The following is a 17,092-nucleotide window of genomic DNA, read 5'->3' on the forward strand; positions in this document are numbered from 1 at the left end:
TTCAAAACGCCAGTCTGGCACCCGCGCCATCGGCATTCAAACGTATTTATGGGGGCGAACCGCGCAGGATTCACCCTACGGTAGTGCCTACGCCGTCTGAATCGTTCATTTTCAGGATCACATCGCCATGCAGGTCAGCAAATCGAACAAGCTCGCCAACGTCTGCTACGACATTCGCGGCCCAGTGCTCAAGCACGCCAAGCGCCTGGAAGAGGAAGGCCATCGCATCCTCAAGTTGAACATTGGCAACCCGGCGCCGTTTGGTTTCGAAGCGCCGGACGAAATCCTCCAGGACGTGATCCGCAACCTGCCGACCGCCCAAGGCTACAGCGACTCCAAGGGCCTGTTCAGTGCACGCAAGGCGGTAATGCAGTACTACCAGCAGAAGCAGGTCGAAGGTGTCGGCATCGAGGACATCTACCTGGGCAACGGCGTGTCCGAGCTGATCGTGATGTCGATGCAGGCGCTGCTCAACAATGGCGATGAAGTGCTGGTGCCGGCACCGGACTATCCGCTCTGGACCGCTGCCGTGACCCTGGCTGGCGGCCATCCGGTGCATTACCTGTGTGATGAAGGCGCCGACTGGTTTCCGGACCTGGCCGACATCAAGGCCAAGATCACCCCCAACACCAAGGCGCTGGTGATCATCAATCCGAACAACCCTACCGGCGCCGTGTACTCCAAGGAAGTGCTGCTGGGCATGCTTGAACTGGCACGCCAGCACAACCTGGTAGTGTTCTCCGACGAGATCTACGACAAGATCCTCTACGATGACGCCGTTCACATATGCACCGCCTCCCTGGCTCCGGACCTGCTATGCCTGACCTTCAACGGCCTGTCCAAGTCGTATCGCGTGGCGGGCTTCCGCTCCGGATGGATCGCCATTTCCGGCCCCAAGCATAATGCCCAGAGCTACATCGAAGGCATCGACATGCTGGCCAACATGCGCCTGTGTGCCAACGTGCCGAGCCAGCACGCCATCCAGACCGCCCTCGGCGGCTACCAGAGCATCAATGACCTGATCTTGCCCCAGGGTCGCCTGCTGGAGCAGCGCAACCGCACCTGGGAGTTGCTCAACGCGATCCCCGGTGTGAGCTGTGTGAAGCCTATGGGCGCGTTGTATGCGTTCCCGCGGATCGACCCGAAAGTCTGCCCGATTCTCAACGACGAGAAGTTCGTGCTCGACCTGCTACTGTCGGAAAAGCTGCTGGTGGTCCAGGGCACTGCGTTCAACTGGCCATGGCCGGATCACTTCCGCGTGGTGACTTTGCCACGTGTGGATGACCTGGAAATGGCCATCGGTCGCATCGGCAACTTCCTGAAGTCCTATCGCCAGTAAGGAAATTGACGCTGTACGACTCACATTGGGTCGTACAGCGATTATCTGGCAACACTTCTTTCTCGCTTACGCGCGGTGGTAGTTCACTCAGCCCCTGCCTGAGGCGTGCCCCCTATAATCACGGGGCGGCAAGGCAAACTCACGCCGGTCATGGCCGACAATACAGGTCGGAAAATCCCTTCAGGGCCTTACGTTCATGCTGTAGGACACAGTTTGAAATAGTCGCTCGGTTGAATCACCCCATGCGGCACCTTATATACCCCGCAGTACGCGACATATTAAGCATGAGGAGAACCCTACAACCATGATGCGCATCCTGCTGTTCTTGGCCACTAACCTGGCGGTCGTGCTGATTGCCAGCATCACCCTGAGCCTGTTCGGCTTCAACGGGTTCATGGCGGCCAACGGGGTTGACCTGAACCTCAATCAGCTGTTGGTTTTCTGTGCGGTCTTTGGTTTTGCCGGCTCGCTGTTTTCGCTGTTCATCTCCAAGTGGATGGCGAAGATGAGTACCAGCACCCAGGTCATCACTCAACCTCGCACTCGCCATGAACAATGGCTGATGCAAACCGTGGAGCAGCTATCTCAAGAAGCAGGCATCAAAATGCCCGAAGTGGGGATTTTCCCTGCCTATGAGGCCAACGCCTTCGCCACCGGCTGGAACAAGAACGACGCGCTGGTGGCCGTAAGCCAGGGCTTGCTGGAGCGTTTTTCGCCCGATGAAGTCAAGGCGGTGCTGGCCCACGAGATCGGTCACGTGGCCAACGGCGACATGGTCACCCTCGCGCTGGTACAGGGCGTAGTGAACACCTTCGTGATGTTCTTTGCGCGGATCATCGGCAACTTTGTCGACAAGGTCATCTTCAAGAACGAAGAAGGTCGCGGCATTGCCTACTTCGTGGCGACCATCTTCGCCGAGTTGGTGCTGGGCTTCCTGGCCAGCGCGATCACCATGTGGTTCTCGCGCAAACGCGAGTTCCGCGCAGATGAAGCCGGCGCACGCCTGGCGGGCACCAGCGCAATGATCGGCGCGCTGCAACGCTTGCGCTCCGAACAGGGCCTGCCGGTGCATATGCCGGACAGCCTGACGGCCTTTGGCATCAACGGTGGCATCAAACAGGGCATGGCTCGCCTGTTCATGAGCCATCCGCCGCTGGAAGAGCGGATCGACGCACTGCGTCGTCGGGGCTGATAACCCAGGCAAGACAAAAAAGGGGCGATTGAATCGCCCCTTTTTCGTGGGCGTGATTTACCGCCTGGTCAGCCGATAAACACGCTCATCAAGCCGAGTAACGCCGTCCGCCTTGAATTTGCTGCTTTCACTCAAAATGTCCCGCTCTTGCAGCGTGACCACATTCCAGTGCGGGCCCAGCAACGACTGCACTTCCTCATCCGGGACGGCGAAAGGCGGGCCAGCCCTTTGTGCCTGGTCGTAGTCGACAGTGATCAACAACCCCTCACAGACGGGGGTCAGCAGGGTATCGAGATGCTCGGTGTATCGCGAGCGCATTGGCTGCGGCAAGGCGATCAGTGCCGCACGGTCATACAGCGCCGTGCAATCAGCCACGGCACTTGCGTCAAGGGCGAAGAAGTCACCGCACCACACTTCGATCAGGCCCGCCTGATACACCTTGAACACGCCTCTCTGATCGATCTGCGGCGTAAGCCCCTGCTCGCTGAAGAACGCCTCAACGGCTTGATCAGACACCTCCACACCCATCACGCGATGCCCGCGATCCGCCAACCACTTCATGTCCAGGCTCTTGCCACACAAAGGCACGAAAACCCTGGCACCATCAGCCAGACCCAACGTTGACCAATGCCGCTGCAAGTAAGGATTAACGTCGGACTGATGAAAACCGATCTGATTGGTTGCCCAGCGTTCCTGCCAAATTTTTGCGTCCATGCATCACCTTGAAAAAATCGATTAAAAGACACTAAATCTTATATTAGATCTCGATCAATAATCTGAATGAAGATAGCGCCATATTATTCTTCAGGACCCCTCTTATGCTCCCCAGCCTGTTTATCTCCCATGGCTCCCCGATGCTGGCCCTGCAACCCGGTGCCAGCGGCCCGGCGCTGCAGGCCCTGGCAGCCGCGTTGCCACGGCCCAAGGCGATTGTGGTGGTATCGGCGCATTGGGAAAGCCACGAGTTACTGGTGAGTGGCAGCGCCGCGCCCGAAACCTGGCACGACTTCGGCGGCTTCCCTCGCGAACTGTTTGCGGTGCAATACCCTGCGCCGGGTGATCCACAGCTGGCAAATGAAATTGTCGAGTTATTGCAGGCTGACGGCCTGACTGCACGCGTCGACAACCAACGGCCCTTCGACCATGGCACCTGGGTGCCCCTGTCGCTGATGTACCCGGCGGCGGATATTCCGGTGGTGCAAGTCTCCCTGCCAAGCCGCATGGGCCCGGCTTTTCAAACCCGGGTTGGACACGCCCTCTGCAGCCTTCGCGATCAAGGTGTGCTACTGATCGGCTCCGGCAGCATCACCCATAATCTCGGTGAGCTGGACTGGCGCGCCGGGCCGGAAACCATCACGCCATGGGCGCTAGCCTTTCGCGACTGGGTGGTCGAAAAACTCGCTGCCGGTGACGAAACAGCCTTGCATGACTATCGCCTCCTGGCGCCCCATGCAGTGCGCAGCCACCCCAGCGACGAGCATTTGTTGCCGCTGTACTTTGCGCGGGGTGCCGGCGGTGATTTCAGCGTGGCGCATCAGGGCTTCACCCTCGGCGCCTTGGGCATGGACATCTACCGCTTTGGCTAACGCAAGTGCACAGCCTGAAATCCCAGGCAAAAAAAATCCCCGAACCAGTCGGGGATTTTTTATGTGCGATCAATCAGCCCAGAGGCGGATCAATCTTCGCGGTAGCGACGCAGTTTGAGCTGCTTACCGGCAACGCGAGTGTCTTTGAGCTTGGCCAGCAGTTTTTCCAGGCCATCCTCCGGCAGCTCCACCAGGGAGAAGCTGTCACGTACCTGGATGCGACCGATGGCTTCACGCGCCAGGCCACCCTCGTTGAGGATAGCGCCCAGCAGGTTCTTGGCAGCGATACCGTCACGCGCACCCAGCGCGGTACGGCAACGAGCACGACCTTCAGCCAATGGAACCGGAGCACGACGTTCACGATCGCCACGCTCTGGACGGTCGCCGGAACGCTCTGGACGATCACCGCGTGGGGCGTTGTTCGGTACCAGTGGGCGCTCTTTCTCGATGGCAGCCAGGGTCAGGGCTTGACCGTTGGTCGCTTTGCGCAGCAGGGCTGCAGCCAGGGCACGCGGGGTGCAACCGATATCGGCGGTCAGGCGGTCCAGCAGGTCGCCGTGGGTCGATTCAGCGTCAGCCACCAATGGCGCCAGGCTGTTGGTCAATTTCTTGATGCGAGCATCAAGAACGGCCTGGGCATCCGGCAGGCGTACTTCGGCAACTTTCTGACCGGTGACACGCTCGATCACTTGCAGCATGCGGCGCTCGCGCGGAGTCACCAGCAGCAGTGCACGACCTTCGCGACCCGCACGACCGGTACGGCCGATACGGTGAACGTAGGACTCTGGATCGTACGGCATGTCAACGTTGAACACGTGGGTGATACGTGGAACGTCGAGGCCACGGGCAGCAACGTCGGTCGCCACAACGATGTCCAGACGGCCATCCTTGAGGGAGTCGATCACGCGCTCACGTTGGTTCTGGGCGATGTCACCGTTCAGCGCAGCGGCTTTGTAGCCTTTGGCTTCCAGGGCACTGGCCAGGTCCAGGGTCGCTTGCTTGGTGCGCACGAACATGATCAGGGCGTCGAAGTCTTCGACTTCCAGCAGGCTCAATACAGCCGAGGTCTTCTGGTCAGCGTGAACCAACAGGTGAGCCTGTTCGATCGCGGTAACGGTCTGGGTCTTGGTCTGGATCTTCACGTGTTGCGGATCGCGCAGGTGGCGTTCGGCAATGGCACGGATCGACTGCGGCAGGGTAGCCGAGAACAATACGGTCTGACGGGTCGGTGGCAGTGCCTTGAAGATGACTTCCAGGTCATCCATAAAGCCCAGCTTCAACATTTCGTCAGCTTCGTCCAGAACCAGGTGGTTCACGGTCGACAGGACTTTCTCGTCACGACGCAGGTGGTCGCACAGACGGCCCGGGGTGGCGACAACGATCTGTGCGCCGTTACGGATAGCCTTGAGTTGTGGGCCCATCGGCGCGCCGCCGTAAACGGCCACAACGGTTACGCCTGGCATTTGCTTGGCGTAGGTTTCAAAAGCGGTTGCTACTTGCAGCGCCAACTCTCGGGTTGGCGCCAGGATCAGGGCTTGCGGCTCGCGCTTGGCAGGATCGATGCAATGCAAAATAGGCAGGGCGAACGCGGCGGTTTTACCGGTACCGGTTTGCGCCTGGCCAATCATGTCCTGGCCGGCCATGATGATCGGGATCGATTGCTGCTGAATAGCCGAAGGTTCTTCGTAGCCAGTCGCGATGACAGCGGCGAGAATGTTCGGGTTAAGATTAAAAGCGGCGAAGCCGCCGGTTTCCTGGGTCATGGGTCTGCCTCTAAGTGCATCCGCAAAGACCCATGCTCCAAAGCTGCGCATGCCGTGTTGAGACTCAAGAGTCGCCCTGGCTGCTTTGTCGGCGGGGATTTGCGAAAACGAATGAATGAAAAAGATTCGTCAAGGGAGAGTCCGCTGTGCGGACGTGCAGCCGAAGCTGACTTCGGGGAATTGCGCTACCTAAACGCGGCCCGGTTAAAGGCCGGCGCGCACTATACCGGAAATAGCTGAAAAAGGGAGCTTTTTTTATCGCAGCGCACTGATAAACCGCGCTGCGTCGCGGGCTTTGCAGATCTGTGCGCCAGGGTCTATTTTTCAAAGGCCCGGCCCTGCTGGTCATCAAGCTTAAACGGTTCACCCACCCACTCAGGCCCTTCGGTCTGAAACCCTACCCGCGCCCGAGGGCACACCCGATGAAACAAGCCAGCAGTAGCCGCGTCAGCCGTGCACTTGAGGGCCATGTTCTGTTGCTGGGCCTGGACCGCGTGGCCAAACGCAATGCCTTCGATCTGGATTTACTCAATGAGCTGAGCCTGGCCTATGGCGAATTTGATCGAAACGATGACGCCCGGGTGGCCGTGATATTTGCCCACGGCGATCACTTCACGGCGGGGCTGGACCTGGCCAATGTCAGCGGCGTGATGGCGGGCGGCTGGCAACCGCCGCTGGGCGGGTGCGATCCCTGGGGCGTATTCGCAGGGCCCAGGGTCAGCAAACCGGTGATCGTCGCGGCCCAGGGCTACTGCCTGACCATTGGTATCGAGTTGATGCTGGCGGCGGATATCAACCTCTGCGCCAGCAATACACGCTTTGCACAGATGGAAGTGCAACGTGGGATCTTTCCGTTTGGCGGCGCGACAATGCGCTTGCACCAGATCGCGGGCTGGGGCAATGCGATGCGCTGGCTGCTTACCGGAGACGAGTTCGACGCCCATGAAGCCCTGCGCCTGGGCCTGGTACAGGAAGTAATGGCCAGTGAAGACCTGTTGCCCCGCGCCATCGAACTGGCCAACCGCATTGCTCGTCAGGCGCCGCTTGGCGTGCAGGCGACGTTGATGTCGGCGCGTCTGGCGCGTATGGAAGGCGAAGCTGTCGCAGCCGCCGCCCTGCCGCCCATGGTGGATAAATTGCTCAACAGCGAGGATGCCAAGGAAGGCGTGCGGGCGATGATCGAGAAGCGGCCCGGGGTGTTCAAGGGGATTTGAGTTGGCAATACCGACGCGATCGGGGGCAAGCCCCCTCCCACATGTGTACGTGTAAACGGATCTGAAATGCGGTCGAATATGGGAGGGGGCTTGCTCCCGATCGCGCCGGAACAGACAACTAGGTCGCCGGCCGAATAGCCTTGATCAACGGCTGCAACGAGTACCCCAATCGCGGCGCCAAGGCTTCGGCGCGGGCTGACAGGGCATCGAGGTCCAGTTCCTGATCCAGCTCGGAAGGCACCAGCAGAATCACATTGCCCTCCTTCACCGGCAGCTCCCAGTAGTGTCGGTGATACAACCCACGCAGCAATGCCGCGCCCAGCGGTTTACCATCATCGGTGGCCCACTGGTTGATCACCAGCCAGCCGCCGGGGTTGAGTTTCTTCTGGCAGCTTTCCAGAAAGGTCCAGGCCAGATGCCCCACACCGGGGCCGACATCGGTGTAGAGGTCGACGAAGATCAGGTCGGCCGATTCAGCGGTATCGAGCAATTGCAGGGCGTCCCCCACGCGAATGTACAAGCGCGGGTCGTCATCGAGCCCCAGGTATTCGATGGCCAGGCGCGGTACATCAGGGCGCAGTTCAATGGCCTCGACGTCTTCCAAAGGCAGAAACCTGAGGCATGCCTGGGTCAACGTGCCCGCGCCCAAACCGAGGAACAACGCGCTCTCCGGCTGCTCATGGCACAGCGCACCGATCAACATGGCCCGGGTGTAGTCATACTCCAACCAGCTAGGGTCGGCGGTGAACACGCAGCTTTGCTCGATGGCGTCGCCGAATTCGAGAAAGCGGTAATCGGCTACTTCGAGCACACGGATCATGCCGAAATCATCATGGACTTCGGCCAGCAGGCGCTCGACACGCTCCTCGGTCATCACTACTCCTAAGGGGTTACCGCTTGGCAAAGGCGCGATTGTCGGCCAACCGGCAGCAACAGGTCACGCACTAATTGCTGATAACATCAGCGTTATCCGTCAATCACCCAATCGAGTTCATGATGAGCCAACCTTGGAGCCCCGACAGCTGGCGCGCCCTGCCAATCCAGCAACAACCCCAGTATCCGGACGCTGCACACCTGTTGCAGGTGGAGCAGAACCTGGCCAGCTACCCGCCGCTGGTGTTTGCCGGGGAAGCCCGTGAGTTGCGTCGCCAGTTTGCCGAAGTGACCCAAGGCCGCGCCTTCCTCCTGCAAGGTGGCGATTGTGCCGAGAGTTTTGCCGAGTTCTCCGCGGCAAAAATCCGCGACACCTTCAAGGTGCTGCTGCAGATGGCGATTGTCATGACCTTCGCCGCCGGTTGCCCGGTGGTGAAAGTCGGACGCATGGCCGGCCAGTTTGCCAAACCGCGCTCGTCCAACGATGAGACCATCGACGGTATCACCCTGCCTGCCTACCGTGGCGACATCGTCAACGGCATCGGCTTCGATGAAAAAAGCCGTGTGCCGGACCCGGACCGCCTGTTGCAGTCCTACCACCAGTCCACCGCCACCCTCAACCTGCTACGCGCGTTTGCCCAAGGGGGGTTCGCCGACCTGCACCAGGTGCACAAGTGGAACCTGGACTTTATCGCCAACTCAGCCCTGGCCGAGAAGTACAGCCAACTGGCCGACCGCATCGACGAGACCCTGGCCTTCATGCGCGCCTGTGGCATGGACAGCTCGCCGCAATTGCGCGAAACCAGCTTCTTCACCGCCCACGAAGCGTTGCTGCTCAACTATGAACAAGCCTTCGTGCGCCGCGACAGCCTGACCAACGACTACTACGACTGCTCGGCCCATATGCTGTGGATCGGCGACCGTACACGCCAGTTGGACGGCGCCCACGTCGAATTCCTGCGCGGGGTGAACAACCCGATCGGCGTGAAAGTCGGGCCGAGCATGAACCCGGACGATCTGATCCGCCTGATTGATATCCTTAACCCGAACAATGACCCTGGTCGCCTCAACCTGATTGCGCGCATGGGCGCAGGCAAGGTCGGCGACCACTTGCCCAACCTGATCCGCGCCGTACAGCGCGAGGGCAAGCAGGTGCTGTGGAGCTCCGATCCGATGCACGGCAACACCATCAAGGCCAGCAGCGGCTACAAGACCCGCGACTTTGCGCAAATCCTCGGCGAAGTGAAGGAGTTCTTTCAGGTGCACCACGCCGAAGGCAGCTACGCCGGCGGTATTCATATCGAGATGACCGGGCAGAACGTCACCGAATGCATCGGCGGCGCACGGCCGATTACCGAAGACGGGCTGTCGGACCGCTATCACACCCATTGCGACCCACGGATGAATGCCGATCAGTCGCTGGAGCTGGCGTTTCTGATTGCCGAGACCTTGAAACAGGTCAAACGCTGATCAACATCGCCGCCCTTAATCGGGCGGCATCGGGTCGCAGGCAATTGAGCTGGACCTGCTCCAGCCCCAGCCAGGCGGCCATTCGCCGCAGGTTGACGGCCAGCGCCAACATGCCTTCGTCATCCAGCCCCGATTCTTCTTCGTGCACTGCATGCACCGCCAGCCGCCCGTGGGCACGCTCGGCCCGCAGGTCGACGCGCGCAGCGATCCGCTCATTGTGCAAAAACGGCAGCACGTAGTAGCCATACACCCGCTTGTCTTGCGGGGTGTAGATCTCCAGTCGATAGCGGAAATCGAACAAACGCTCGGTGCGGCTGCGCTCCCATATCAATGAATCGAACGGTGACAGCAAAGCGCTCGCCGGCACTTTGCGTGGCACTTTGGGCTCCGGCAGACAGTACGCTGGTTGCTTGAAGCCTTGCACCTGGCACGTCAGCAACTGCCCGTCCTCGACCAGTTCGGCCAAGCGCGGGCGGCTGTCCGCGGGGTCGAGGCGAAAATAATCGCGCAGGTCCTTTTCGGTGGCGATACCCAGCGCCGTTGCGCTATGCATCAGCAAGCCGCGCTGGGCTTGAGCCTCGCTCATGGACGTTTGAAGAATCTCGCCCGGGATCACACGCTCCGGCAAATCATACAGTCGCTCAAAACCTCGGCGCCCCGCGACGGTGACCAAACCGGCGGCGAACAGCCATTCCAGTGCGTGCTTCTCATCACTCCAATCCCACCAGGGCCCAGCACGCTCCTCTCGGGTCGACAAACTGCCCGCACCCAAGGCGCCCTGCTGCTCGACGCTGTGCAACACACGCCCAATAGTCGCCTGCTGCTCACGGCCAAAACGCGCCATCTGCGCATAGATGCCTTGCCCTTGCCTGGCCCGCTCCATGCGCCAGCGCATCAGCGGGTACATCGCCATCGGCAACAGCGACGCCTCATGCCCCCAATACTCGAACAATGAACGCCGCCGCCCCTGGCTCCAGGCTGCTTGCTCAAGGAGCAACGGGGTGTACTGGCCAAGGCGGGAGAACAACGGCAGGTAGTGGGAACGCACCAATGCGTTGACCGAGTCGATTTGTATAACGCCCAGGCGTTCGATCAGCCGGTTGAGGTGCGCAGCTTTTATCTGGGCAGGCGCCTGGCGCCCCGAGAAACCCTGGGCGGCCAGCGCCATGCGTCGAGCTTGCTTGAGTGAAAAGGACAGGTCGGCGGGCATGGCAATCTCCATAAAAGCTCGCCCCCTACCCTACTGCATCCTGGCTTACTTTCGCAGCGGGTCTTCCCAGAAATGCCGATGGCTTTCCTGCTCGACGTCGGCGCGGTTGAGCCCGATATCCTTGAGTGCGTCATCGCTCAACGTCGCCAGCATATTGCGCTCTTGATGCAACAACTGCCAACGCGCAACCCTATTAAACAGACCGGCAAACCACCACTTATTCAGTAATACAAAACCTTTTCGACCTTTCATCTTCTCGCCCTCCAGTAGGGATGACGAAAGTGTGTGCCTGCCGCTATGATCAATCCAACGAATGTTTCTTATGCAATACATCTCGGAGATTGATCCATTGTCCGGCTACCCGAGTATCGACACTGACGTGCTACGCACCTTCGTGGCCATTGCTGACCAAGGCGGCTTTACCCGCGCCGGTGAGCTGGTCAACCGCACTCAATCGGCGGTGAGCATGCAGATGAAACGCCTGGAGGAGGATGTGTTGCAGCGCAAGCTGTTCGAGCGTGACGGCCGACAAGTGCGGCTCACGCCCGAAGGCCAGGTGCTGCTGGGGTATGCGCGGCGCATCCTGAAACTGCACAGCGAGGTGTTCAATACCCTGCGCGAGCCACATATGGTGGGGCTGGTACGCATCGGCACGCCGGATGACTACGTCATGCGTTTTTTGCCGGGAATCCTGAAGCAGTTTTCCAAAGCTTACCCACTGATTCAGCTTGAGATGCACTGCGAGGCGTCGTCTGTATTGATGCAACGGCGGGACCTGGCGCTGACCGTCATCAGCCGCGAGCCTGGTAATGATATCGGTGAGCTGTTACGCACTGAACGCATGGTGTGGGCTGCGTCACCGTGCTTCTGTGCCGATGAGCACGATGCCCTGCCACTGGCGATTTCCGGCGATGACTGCCTGTACACCCATTGGGCACGCGCCGCACTGGATGCGGCCGGACGGGATTATCGCTTGGCCTATCACAGCTCCAACGGCGCGGCGATCCAGGCGGTGGTCAGTGCTGGCCTGGCGGCGATGGTCAGCATGGAAAGCCTGATCACCGACGACCTGCGAGTGCTTGGCAGCGAAGAAGGCTTTCCCCCGCTGCCGTCGATGAATCTGCGCTTGCTGCGCAACCCGCAGATGACGTCGCCGATCACGGAATGCCTGGCGGAGTACATCGTTGAAGGCTTCAAACTTTAAAGGTCAGCATCACCGCGCACACCACTAAAAAACCACAGAACAGGCCGCGCAACAGGCGCTCCGGCATGGCGTGCGCGACTTTCACACCCCAACTGATACTGAGCAGGCCACCTACCGCCAGTGGCAGGCCGATCATCCAGTCCACCTCGTGGTGCCAGGCATAAGTGACCAGGGTCACGCTGGTGCTGGGCAGCGCCAAGGCCAACGATAAGCCTTGGGCAACCACTTGGGTGGTGCCGAACACACTGGTGAGTACCGGCGTGGCGACCACCGCGCCCCCCACCCCGAACAATCCGCCCATGGAGCCGGACGCCGCGCCCAATACCCCAAGCCACGGCCATGAATAGCGCATCTGCGCCGTGGGCGGCGCGTTGCGGGTGAACATGCGCAGCAAGTTGTAGGCCGACAGCGCCACCAGGAACGCAATAAAGCCGATACGCATTGCGCCCGCATCCAGCCCCACCGCCCAGATAGATCCCAGCCAGGCAAAGCAGAATCCCATCACGCCCAATGGCAAGGCGTGACGCAATTCGATGCGATTACGCTGGTGATAGCGCCACAGGGCAAGCATCACATTGGGCACCACCATGACCAAGGCGGTGCCCTGGGCGATCTGCTGATCCAGGCCGAACAGCACGCCCAGCACCGGGATAGCAATCAGCCCGCCGCCAATGCCAAACAGCCCACCCACCGTGCCCAGGGCCGCGCCCAATATCAGGTACATCACTAAATCCAACACCGCGCTACTCCGTCATCCCAAGCCTTGCATGCTACGCAGTCGGCTCTAGCGCGGAAACGCACAGCAACGCACAATGGCTATGCCAATCTCGCACAAGCGCTAGCCAATGAACCCCAATACCCTCACCGAACAACTGGGCCTGTTTCTGGACGTATTGGAAACCGGCAGCTTTTCCGCCGCCGCACGGCGCCATCCGCTGACGCCCTCCGCGGTGGCTAGGCGTATCGACAGCCTGGAAAGCTCAGTGGGCAGCCAGCTGTTCCAGCGCAGCACCCATGCGGTGCTGCCGACACCGGCGGGTTTGGCCTTTGCCGAACGGGCCCGGCGGATCGTCAGTGAGTTGCAACTGGCGCGGGCGGAAGCAGTGTCCCTGAGCCACGCGCCGGAAGGCTTGATCCGGGTGGATGCACCTGCGGCATTCGGTCGACGGCACCTGGCACCGGTGATTGCGGATTTTTTGAACGTGTACCCGGGCCTGGACGTGCACCTGCACCTGATCGACAGCTTTGTCGATATGCAGGGCGCACACCTGGGCAAGGTCGACCTGGTGCTGCGCGCCGGGCATATCGTAGACACGCGGTTGATCGCTACCCCGCTGGCGAGCATCGTGCGTATCGCCTGTGCCAGCCCGGCCTACTTGAAGAGCCGCGGCACACCGACCCATCCTCGAGAACTGAGCGAGCATGACGGCCTTGACTGGGATGGCCTGGCGCCGATGTTTGCCTGGCGCTTTGAGCACGACGGGCGCCGCACCACTTATCGTCCGCGGCGTATCCGCCTGAGCGCCAACAACGCCGAGGCCCTGCTCAGCGGTGCGCTGGCGGGGCTGGGCATCGCGCATTTGCCTACCTGGCTTGCCAGTGAATACCTGGTACGGGGTGAGCTGCTGCCGCTGTTTTGTGAAAACGGCCTGCCCAGCCCGGAGACCGCCGGCATTTATGCGCTGCGCCTGGAACAACAACCCAACGCCCGTAGCCGATTACTCCTTGAATACCTCAAGTCGCGCTTCAGCCCAGTGCCGCCTTGGGATTTGGCCTTGCAAAGCGGCCTGATCTGACCCGCCAGGCAAAATTACCTGGCGCATTAAAGATTTGCCCGCTAGATTCCAGCGCAGACACGCTTTTACGAGGCACCCCAATGAGTAAAAACCCTGATCCCTGCCAATCGCTGCTGCTGGACAATCAGCTGTGCTTCGCCTTGCATTCCACCTCGTTGCTGATGACAAAGGTGTACAAACCCTTGCTCCAGGCGCTCGGCCTGACCTACCCGCAGTACCTGGCCATGATGGTGCTGTGGGAAGAGGATGGTTTGACCGTCAGCGAAATCAGCAGCCGCCTGCTGACGGACCCCGGTTCACTCACGCCATTACTCAAACGCCTGGAAGCCGAGGGCCTGCTTAGCCGCACCCGTAGCCGCGAAGATGAGCGGGTGGTGGTGGTAGAGCTGACCGACGCCGGGCGTGCCTTGCAGGGCAAGGCCAAGGATGTGCCCCAATGCATCCTGGGCGCCAGCGGGATGCAGCTTGCGCAATTGCGCAAGCTGCAAGCCGACCTGATCGCGTTGCGCGGCAATCTGCAAAGCGCTATTTAGAAAACAGCAAATCACTTGAATGTGGGAGGGGCGGTGCGCCCTCCCACATTAAATTTCAGCAAGTCAAAAACATTTATCTTGCGCGCAAAACATTAGCGCTATACATTGGCCCTACCAACTACTTAGCGCGCAAATATTTAGCGCTAACAATCAAAGAGGAACGCCCCATGCAAACGCTCTATACCGCTGTAGCCACCGCCACTGGCGGCCGTGATGGTCGCGCTGTTTCCAGCGATAACATCCTCGACGTCAAACTCTCCACCCCCAAGGAACTGGGCGGTGCTGGTGGCCAGGCTACCAACCCGGAGCAACTGTTCGCCGCGGGCTACTCCGCTTGCTTTATCGGGGCGCTGAAATTTGTCGCCAGCCAGACCAAACGCAAAATCCCGGATGACGCCTCTATCACCGCCCACGTTGGCATCGGTCAGATCCCCGGCGGTTTCGGCCTGGACATCGACCTGCACGTCAGCCTGCCGGGCCTGGCCCAGGAGGATGCGCAAAGCCTGGTCGACGCCGCCCACCAGGTATGCCCTTATTCCAACGCCACCCGTGGCAACGTGGATGTGCGCTTGCATGTAACAGTCTGATAAACAGACGCCCACAAAAAAGCCCGACACCAGGTCGGGCTTTTTGCGTACCGCCGGGGCCAGAATTACTTCTTGGCGCGACCTTTGTACGAACCACCTTCGCGGGTGTCGATCTCGATCAGGTCGTCGATTTCGATGAAATCGGCCACTTGCAGTTCGGTACCGTTGCTCAGCTTGGCAGGCTTCATCACCTTGCCCGAAGTGTCGCCGCGAGCGGAACCTTCGGTGTAGGCAACCTTACGCACGATGGTAGTCGGCAGCTCTACGGACACCAGGCGCTCTTCGAAGAAAATCGCTTCGCAGACGTCTTCCATGCCTTCTTCGATGAACGGCAGAACGGCTTCGATATCTTCAGCGTTCAGCTCGTACATGGTGTAGTCGGTGGTGTCCATGAACGTGTAGGTGTCGCCGCTGATGAAGGACAGGGTCGCTTCCTTGCGGTCGAGGATCACGTCGTCCAGTTTGTCGTCAGCGCTGTAGACGATCTCGGTCTTGTAACCGGTCAGCAGGTTCTTCAGCTTGGTCTTCATGATTGCGCTGTTACGACCAGACTTGGTGAACTCAGCTTTCTGAACCAGCCAAGGGTCGTTTTCGAGACGGATCACTGTACCGGGTTTCAGTTCTTTACCAGTTTTCATTGCATATATCCGAAATTTGGATGGGATTTACAAAAATCAAGGTGGCGTATCATATCCAACTTTCATAAAACTGTACCAGCGCCGTCGCAAGATCGGCCTGCAAGCCTTGTTCCAGACACCAGTTCTGCGCGTGCTCATTCACCTCGGGCCAGTGTTCCAGCAGCATTTTCCAGGACTGTGCCATGTCGCCATCAGCGTTCCAGGCTTGCCAAAGCGCAAAGACAGCCGCTTTGGCGGCAGGCGAGAGTGCAGCGGTGTACAACTCAAGGAAGGCATCCAGTTTGTCCAGGTGGATGTCTTCATCCTGGCGGTAGATATGCCACAGCAACGGCCTCCCCGCCCATTGGGCGCGCACGAAGGAATCCTCACCGCGCACGGCGTTGAACTCGCAACACCACAGCAAATGGTCATATTGCTCCTGGCGCATGAATGCAATGACCTGCACCGTCAGCGCCCCGCGTACCTGGATGTCTCCCGCCGACAGGCTGGTCACGCCCAACCAGCGTTGCACATCCCCCAGAATTCGCCCTTCCGGCACCAGCAAGTGAGTCGCACGCCCATCCTTGGCGAGCACGTCCAGCCAACCGGCCAGCCCAGGATTCTCATAGGCAAACAATGAGATCAATCGTGCCCCGCCCGCAGGAGACACGCCCAAGCTCTGCAGGAATTGTCGTTGCGCAACGTCATCCTGCTGAAAAGCCTGGCGTCGCTCCACCAACCCGGCTTCACGCAGCAAACCACCGGTACCAGGACGAAAGCCGGGGAAGAAAAAGTACTTCTGCACCCCCTTGAACTTCACCGAAGGCAGGCGATGACAACCCACCACCCAGTCTTCTGCGCTGAGGTAATCCAGGTTCATCCACAACGGCGGGCGCACACGCTCGGCCATGCGCTCCATGTAGTGCGGCGGCAGCTGGCAGGCGAATGCAGCAATCACCACATCGGCCGACTGCGCGCCCGGCCACTCGGCCGGCCAGTGCCGCACCTCTACGCCCTCTTGCCATTGCTGGTCCATCTGCACATCAATGTGCGGGCACATGCGCTCGAACGCCCGCAGGTCATCGACCCACAAGCGCACCTCACAACCATGCTCCGCCACCAACTGTCGGGCCAGGCGCCAGGTCACGCCGATGTCGCCGTAGTTGTCGACGACGCTGCAAAAAATATCCCAGCGGGCTTTCATTCCGGGCTCCATCGTCCAAAGGCTCGATTGTCCGCATAAATGCGCTGATGCAGAAGGCTTGATCGCGATTATTCTGCACGGCGGCTGTGCGACAATCGGCACCACGCCGTCAATGTCTGCAAGGAGGCCATCATGTCCGACCGTCAGCTGTCACTGTTCAAGCTGTGCATCGCCATTGCCGCAGGCGTGTGGCTGGGGTTTATCGCCATTGCGCTGACCGCCTGGCTGGCAACTCACTATCTGTTTCCCCAAAGCCTGGCACCCGTGGCCCAGGCGGTTCAGCAGTTGGGCGAGCCGGCCGCAGTTGTGCCGCAGCCACCGAACCGCATGTTCGAACAGTATCAACAAAACCTGCAAAAGCAGGAACAACAACAGGCCCTGGACCAGGCCCGCAGCAATGCGCGCAACCTGTCCAACCCCAAATGCCAGTTCTGGCTGCAACAGGACCAGAACGCCCCCAGTGAAAAGACTCGGGCCAATGTCCTGCAATTTTGCGATTGAAGA

The 17,092-nt window shown here is 60.0% G+C and carries 18 protein-coding genes; 10 read left to right on the plus strand and 8 right to left on the minus strand.

The features are described from left to right. The first annotated feature begins 127 nt into the window (after positions 1 to 127). On the plus strand, positions 128 to 1,339 hold the full coding sequence (locus E4P01_RS19810; protein ID WP_003189906.1) for a pyridoxal phosphate-dependent aminotransferase: 1,212 nt from the start codon (positions 128 to 130) through the stop codon (positions 1,337 to 1,339). A 304-nt stretch (positions 1,340 to 1,643) separates the two neighbouring features. Next, positions 1,644 to 2,531, plus strand: a complete 888-nt coding sequence (gene htpX / locus E4P01_RS19815) for a protease HtpX (protein ID WP_005786451.1) — start codon at positions 1,644 to 1,646, stop codon at positions 2,529 to 2,531. 57 nt (positions 2,532 to 2,588) lie between these two features. Here the strand turns inward: htpX and E4P01_RS19820 are convergent, their stop codons facing one another. Further along, on the minus strand, positions 2,589 to 3,245 hold the full coding sequence (locus tag E4P01_RS19820; protein ID WP_078820704.1) for a thiopurine S-methyltransferase: 657 nt from the start codon (positions 3,243 to 3,245) through the stop codon (positions 2,589 to 2,591). Positions 3,246 to 3,349: 104 nt separating this feature from the next. On the opposite strand from E4P01_RS19820, the gene E4P01_RS19825 reads away from it, so the two are divergent. Continuing rightward, complete coding sequence (locus tag E4P01_RS19825) at positions 3,350 to 4,117, plus strand: class III extradiol ring-cleavage dioxygenase (RefSeq protein ID WP_032877127.1); 768 nt, start codon at positions 3,350 to 3,352, stop codon at positions 4,115 to 4,117. Positions 4,118 to 4,206: 89 nt separating this feature from the next. On the opposite strand, the gene E4P01_RS19830 is transcribed toward E4P01_RS19825, so the two are convergent. Next, positions 4,207 to 5,880 carry a DEAD/DEAH box helicase gene (locus tag E4P01_RS19830; RefSeq protein WP_005786445.1) on the minus strand — a complete coding sequence of 558 codons (1,674 nt, stop codon included), beginning with the start codon at positions 5,878 to 5,880 and terminating at the stop codon, positions 4,207 to 4,209. 422 nt (positions 5,881 to 6,302) lie between these two features. Between E4P01_RS19830 and E4P01_RS19835 the strand changes: the two genes are divergently transcribed. Further along, positions 6,303 to 7,094 carry a crotonase/enoyl-CoA hydratase family protein gene (locus tag E4P01_RS19835; protein WP_216090949.1) on the plus strand — a complete coding sequence of 264 codons (792 nt, stop codon included), beginning with the start codon at positions 6,303 to 6,305 and terminating at the stop codon, positions 7,092 to 7,094. 118 nt (positions 7,095 to 7,212) lie between these two features. On the opposite strand, the gene E4P01_RS19840 is transcribed toward E4P01_RS19835, so the two are convergent. Continuing rightward, positions 7,213 to 7,968: a spermidine synthase gene (locus tag E4P01_RS19840; protein ID WP_005786442.1), complete on the minus strand. Its 756-nt coding sequence runs from the start codon at positions 7,966 to 7,968 to the stop codon at positions 7,213 to 7,215. A gap of 122 nt (positions 7,969 to 8,090) precedes the next feature. Here E4P01_RS19840 and E4P01_RS19845 point away from each other — a divergent pair, with 122 nt between their 5' ends. Continuing rightward, positions 8,091 to 9,437: a 3-deoxy-7-phosphoheptulonate synthase class II gene (locus E4P01_RS19845; RefSeq protein ID WP_032877128.1), complete on the plus strand. Its 1,347-nt coding sequence runs from the start codon at positions 8,091 to 8,093 to the stop codon at positions 9,435 to 9,437. Here E4P01_RS19845 and E4P01_RS19850 read toward each other — a convergent pair. Further along, positions 9,427 to 10,647 (minus strand): winged helix-turn-helix domain-containing protein, encoded by a 1,221-nt coding sequence (locus E4P01_RS19850; protein WP_216090948.1) that lies wholly within the window; start codon positions 10,645 to 10,647, stop codon positions 9,427 to 9,429. The two genes, E4P01_RS19845 and E4P01_RS19850, sit on opposite strands and share 11 nt — an antisense overlap. A 45-nt stretch (positions 10,648 to 10,692) precedes the next feature. Then, positions 10,693 to 10,899 (minus strand): DUF1127 domain-containing protein, encoded by a 207-nt coding sequence (locus E4P01_RS19855; RefSeq protein ID WP_248130116.1) that lies wholly within the window; start codon positions 10,897 to 10,899, stop codon positions 10,693 to 10,695. A 70-nt stretch (positions 10,900 to 10,969) separates the two neighbouring features. On the opposite strand from E4P01_RS19855, the gene E4P01_RS19860 reads away from it, so the two are divergent. Continuing rightward, complete coding sequence (locus E4P01_RS19860) at positions 10,970 to 11,851, plus strand: LysR family transcriptional regulator (RefSeq protein WP_032877130.1); 882 nt, start codon at positions 10,970 to 10,972, stop codon at positions 11,849 to 11,851. Here the strand turns inward: E4P01_RS19860 and E4P01_RS19865 are convergent. After that, on the minus strand, positions 11,841 to 12,590 hold the full coding sequence (locus E4P01_RS19865; protein ID WP_032877131.1) for a sulfite exporter TauE/SafE family protein: 750 nt from the start codon (positions 12,588 to 12,590) through the stop codon (positions 11,841 to 11,843). The genes E4P01_RS19860 and E4P01_RS19865 overlap by 11 nt on opposite strands. A gap of 106 nt (positions 12,591 to 12,696) precedes the next feature. On the opposite strand from E4P01_RS19865, the gene E4P01_RS19870 reads away from it, so the two are divergent. The 3 genes from E4P01_RS19870 to E4P01_RS19880 all read left to right on the plus strand — a co-directional run bounded on the left by E4P01_RS19870 (position 12,697) and on the right by E4P01_RS19880 (position 14,767). Continuing rightward, positions 12,697 to 13,647 carry a LysR family transcriptional regulator gene (locus E4P01_RS19870; protein ID WP_005786433.1) on the plus strand — a complete coding sequence of 317 codons (951 nt, stop codon included), beginning with the start codon at positions 12,697 to 12,699 and terminating at the stop codon, positions 13,645 to 13,647. 80 nt (positions 13,648 to 13,727) lie between these two features. Then, on the plus strand, positions 13,728 to 14,180 hold the full coding sequence (locus E4P01_RS19875; protein WP_005786431.1) for a MarR family transcriptional regulator: 453 nt from the start codon (positions 13,728 to 13,730) through the stop codon (positions 14,178 to 14,180). A gap of 167 nt (positions 14,181 to 14,347) precedes the next feature. Next, positions 14,348 to 14,767, plus strand: coding sequence for an organic hydroperoxide resistance protein (locus tag E4P01_RS19880; RefSeq protein WP_005786430.1), 420 nt, complete (start codon positions 14,348 to 14,350; stop codon positions 14,765 to 14,767). Positions 14,768 to 14,832: 65 nt separating this feature from the next. On the opposite strand, the gene E4P01_RS19885 is transcribed toward E4P01_RS19880, so the two are convergent. Together E4P01_RS19885 and earP are read right to left on the minus strand one after the other, a co-directional pair. Then, complete coding sequence (locus E4P01_RS19885; RefSeq protein WP_003172723.1) at positions 14,833 to 15,405, minus strand: elongation factor P; 573 nt, start codon at positions 15,403 to 15,405, stop codon at positions 14,833 to 14,835. A 49-nt stretch (positions 15,406 to 15,454) separates the two neighbouring features. Continuing rightward, positions 15,455 to 16,588: an elongation factor P maturation arginine rhamnosyltransferase EarP gene (earP, locus tag E4P01_RS19890; protein WP_216090946.1), complete on the minus strand. Its 1,134-nt coding sequence runs from the start codon at positions 16,586 to 16,588 to the stop codon at positions 15,455 to 15,457. A gap of 132 nt (positions 16,589 to 16,720) precedes the next feature. Here earP and E4P01_RS19895 point away from each other — a divergent pair, with 132 nt between their 5' ends. Next, positions 16,721 to 17,089: a hypothetical protein gene (locus tag E4P01_RS19895; RefSeq protein ID WP_148852299.1), complete on the plus strand. Its 369-nt coding sequence runs from the start codon at positions 16,721 to 16,723 to the stop codon at positions 17,087 to 17,089. Positions 17,090 to 17,092 lie beyond the last annotated feature (3 nt).

Source organism: Pseudomonas sp. NCIMB 10586 (assembly GCF_023127895.1).
GTDB classification, from domain to species: Bacteria; Pseudomonadota; Gammaproteobacteria; order Pseudomonadales; family Pseudomonadaceae; genus Aquipseudomonas; species Aquipseudomonas synxantha_A.

Excerpts from the sequence above, each read along its gene's own strand:
- E4P01_RS19810 (WP_003189906.1), top strand. The coding sequence starts at position 128 with ATGCAGGTCAGCAAATCGAACAAGCTCGCCAACGTCTGCTACGACATT.
- htpX (WP_005786451.1), top strand. The coding sequence starts at position 1,644 with ATGATGCGCATCCTGCTGTTCTTGGCCACTAACCTGGCGGTCGTGCTG.
- E4P01_RS19820 (WP_078820704.1), bottom strand. The coding sequence starts at position 3,245 with ATGGACGCAAAAATTTGGCAGGAACGCTGGGCAACCAATCAGATCGGT.
- E4P01_RS19825 (WP_032877127.1), top strand. The coding sequence starts at position 3,350 with ATGCTCCCCAGCCTGTTTATCTCCCATGGCTCCCCGATGCTGGCCCTG.
- E4P01_RS19830 (WP_005786445.1), bottom strand. The coding sequence starts at position 5,880 with ATGACCCAGGAAACCGGCGGCTTCGCCGCTTTTAATCTTAACCCGAAC.
- E4P01_RS19835 (WP_216090949.1), top strand. The coding sequence starts at position 6,303 with ATGAAACAAGCCAGCAGTAGCCGCGTCAGCCGTGCACTTGAGGGCCAT.
- E4P01_RS19840 (WP_005786442.1), bottom strand. The coding sequence starts at position 7,968 with ATGACCGAGGAGCGTGTCGAGCGCCTGCTGGCCGAAGTCCATGATGAT.
- E4P01_RS19845 (WP_032877128.1), top strand. The coding sequence starts at position 8,091 with ATGAGCCAACCTTGGAGCCCCGACAGCTGGCGCGCCCTGCCAATCCAG.
- E4P01_RS19850 (WP_216090948.1), bottom strand. The coding sequence starts at position 10,647 with ATGCCCGCCGACCTGTCCTTTTCACTCAAGCAAGCTCGACGCATGGCG.
- E4P01_RS19855 (WP_248130116.1), bottom strand. The coding sequence starts at position 10,899 with ATGAAAGGTCGAAAAGGTTTTGTATTACTGAATAAGTGGTGGTTTGCC.
- E4P01_RS19860 (WP_032877130.1), top strand. The coding sequence starts at position 10,970 with ATGCAATACATCTCGGAGATTGATCCATTGTCCGGCTACCCGAGTATC.
- E4P01_RS19870 (WP_005786433.1), top strand. The coding sequence starts at position 12,697 with ATGAACCCCAATACCCTCACCGAACAACTGGGCCTGTTTCTGGACGTA.
- E4P01_RS19875 (WP_005786431.1), top strand. The coding sequence starts at position 13,728 with ATGAGTAAAAACCCTGATCCCTGCCAATCGCTGCTGCTGGACAATCAG.
- E4P01_RS19880 (WP_005786430.1), top strand. The coding sequence starts at position 14,348 with ATGCAAACGCTCTATACCGCTGTAGCCACCGCCACTGGCGGCCGTGAT.
- E4P01_RS19885 (WP_003172723.1), bottom strand. The coding sequence starts at position 15,405 with ATGAAAACTGGTAAAGAACTGAAACCCGGTACAGTGATCCGTCTCGAA.
- earP (WP_216090946.1), bottom strand. The coding sequence starts at position 16,588 with ATGAAAGCCCGCTGGGATATTTTTTGCAGCGTCGTCGACAACTACGGC.
- E4P01_RS19895 (WP_148852299.1), top strand. The coding sequence starts at position 16,721 with ATGTCCGACCGTCAGCTGTCACTGTTCAAGCTGTGCATCGCCATTGCC.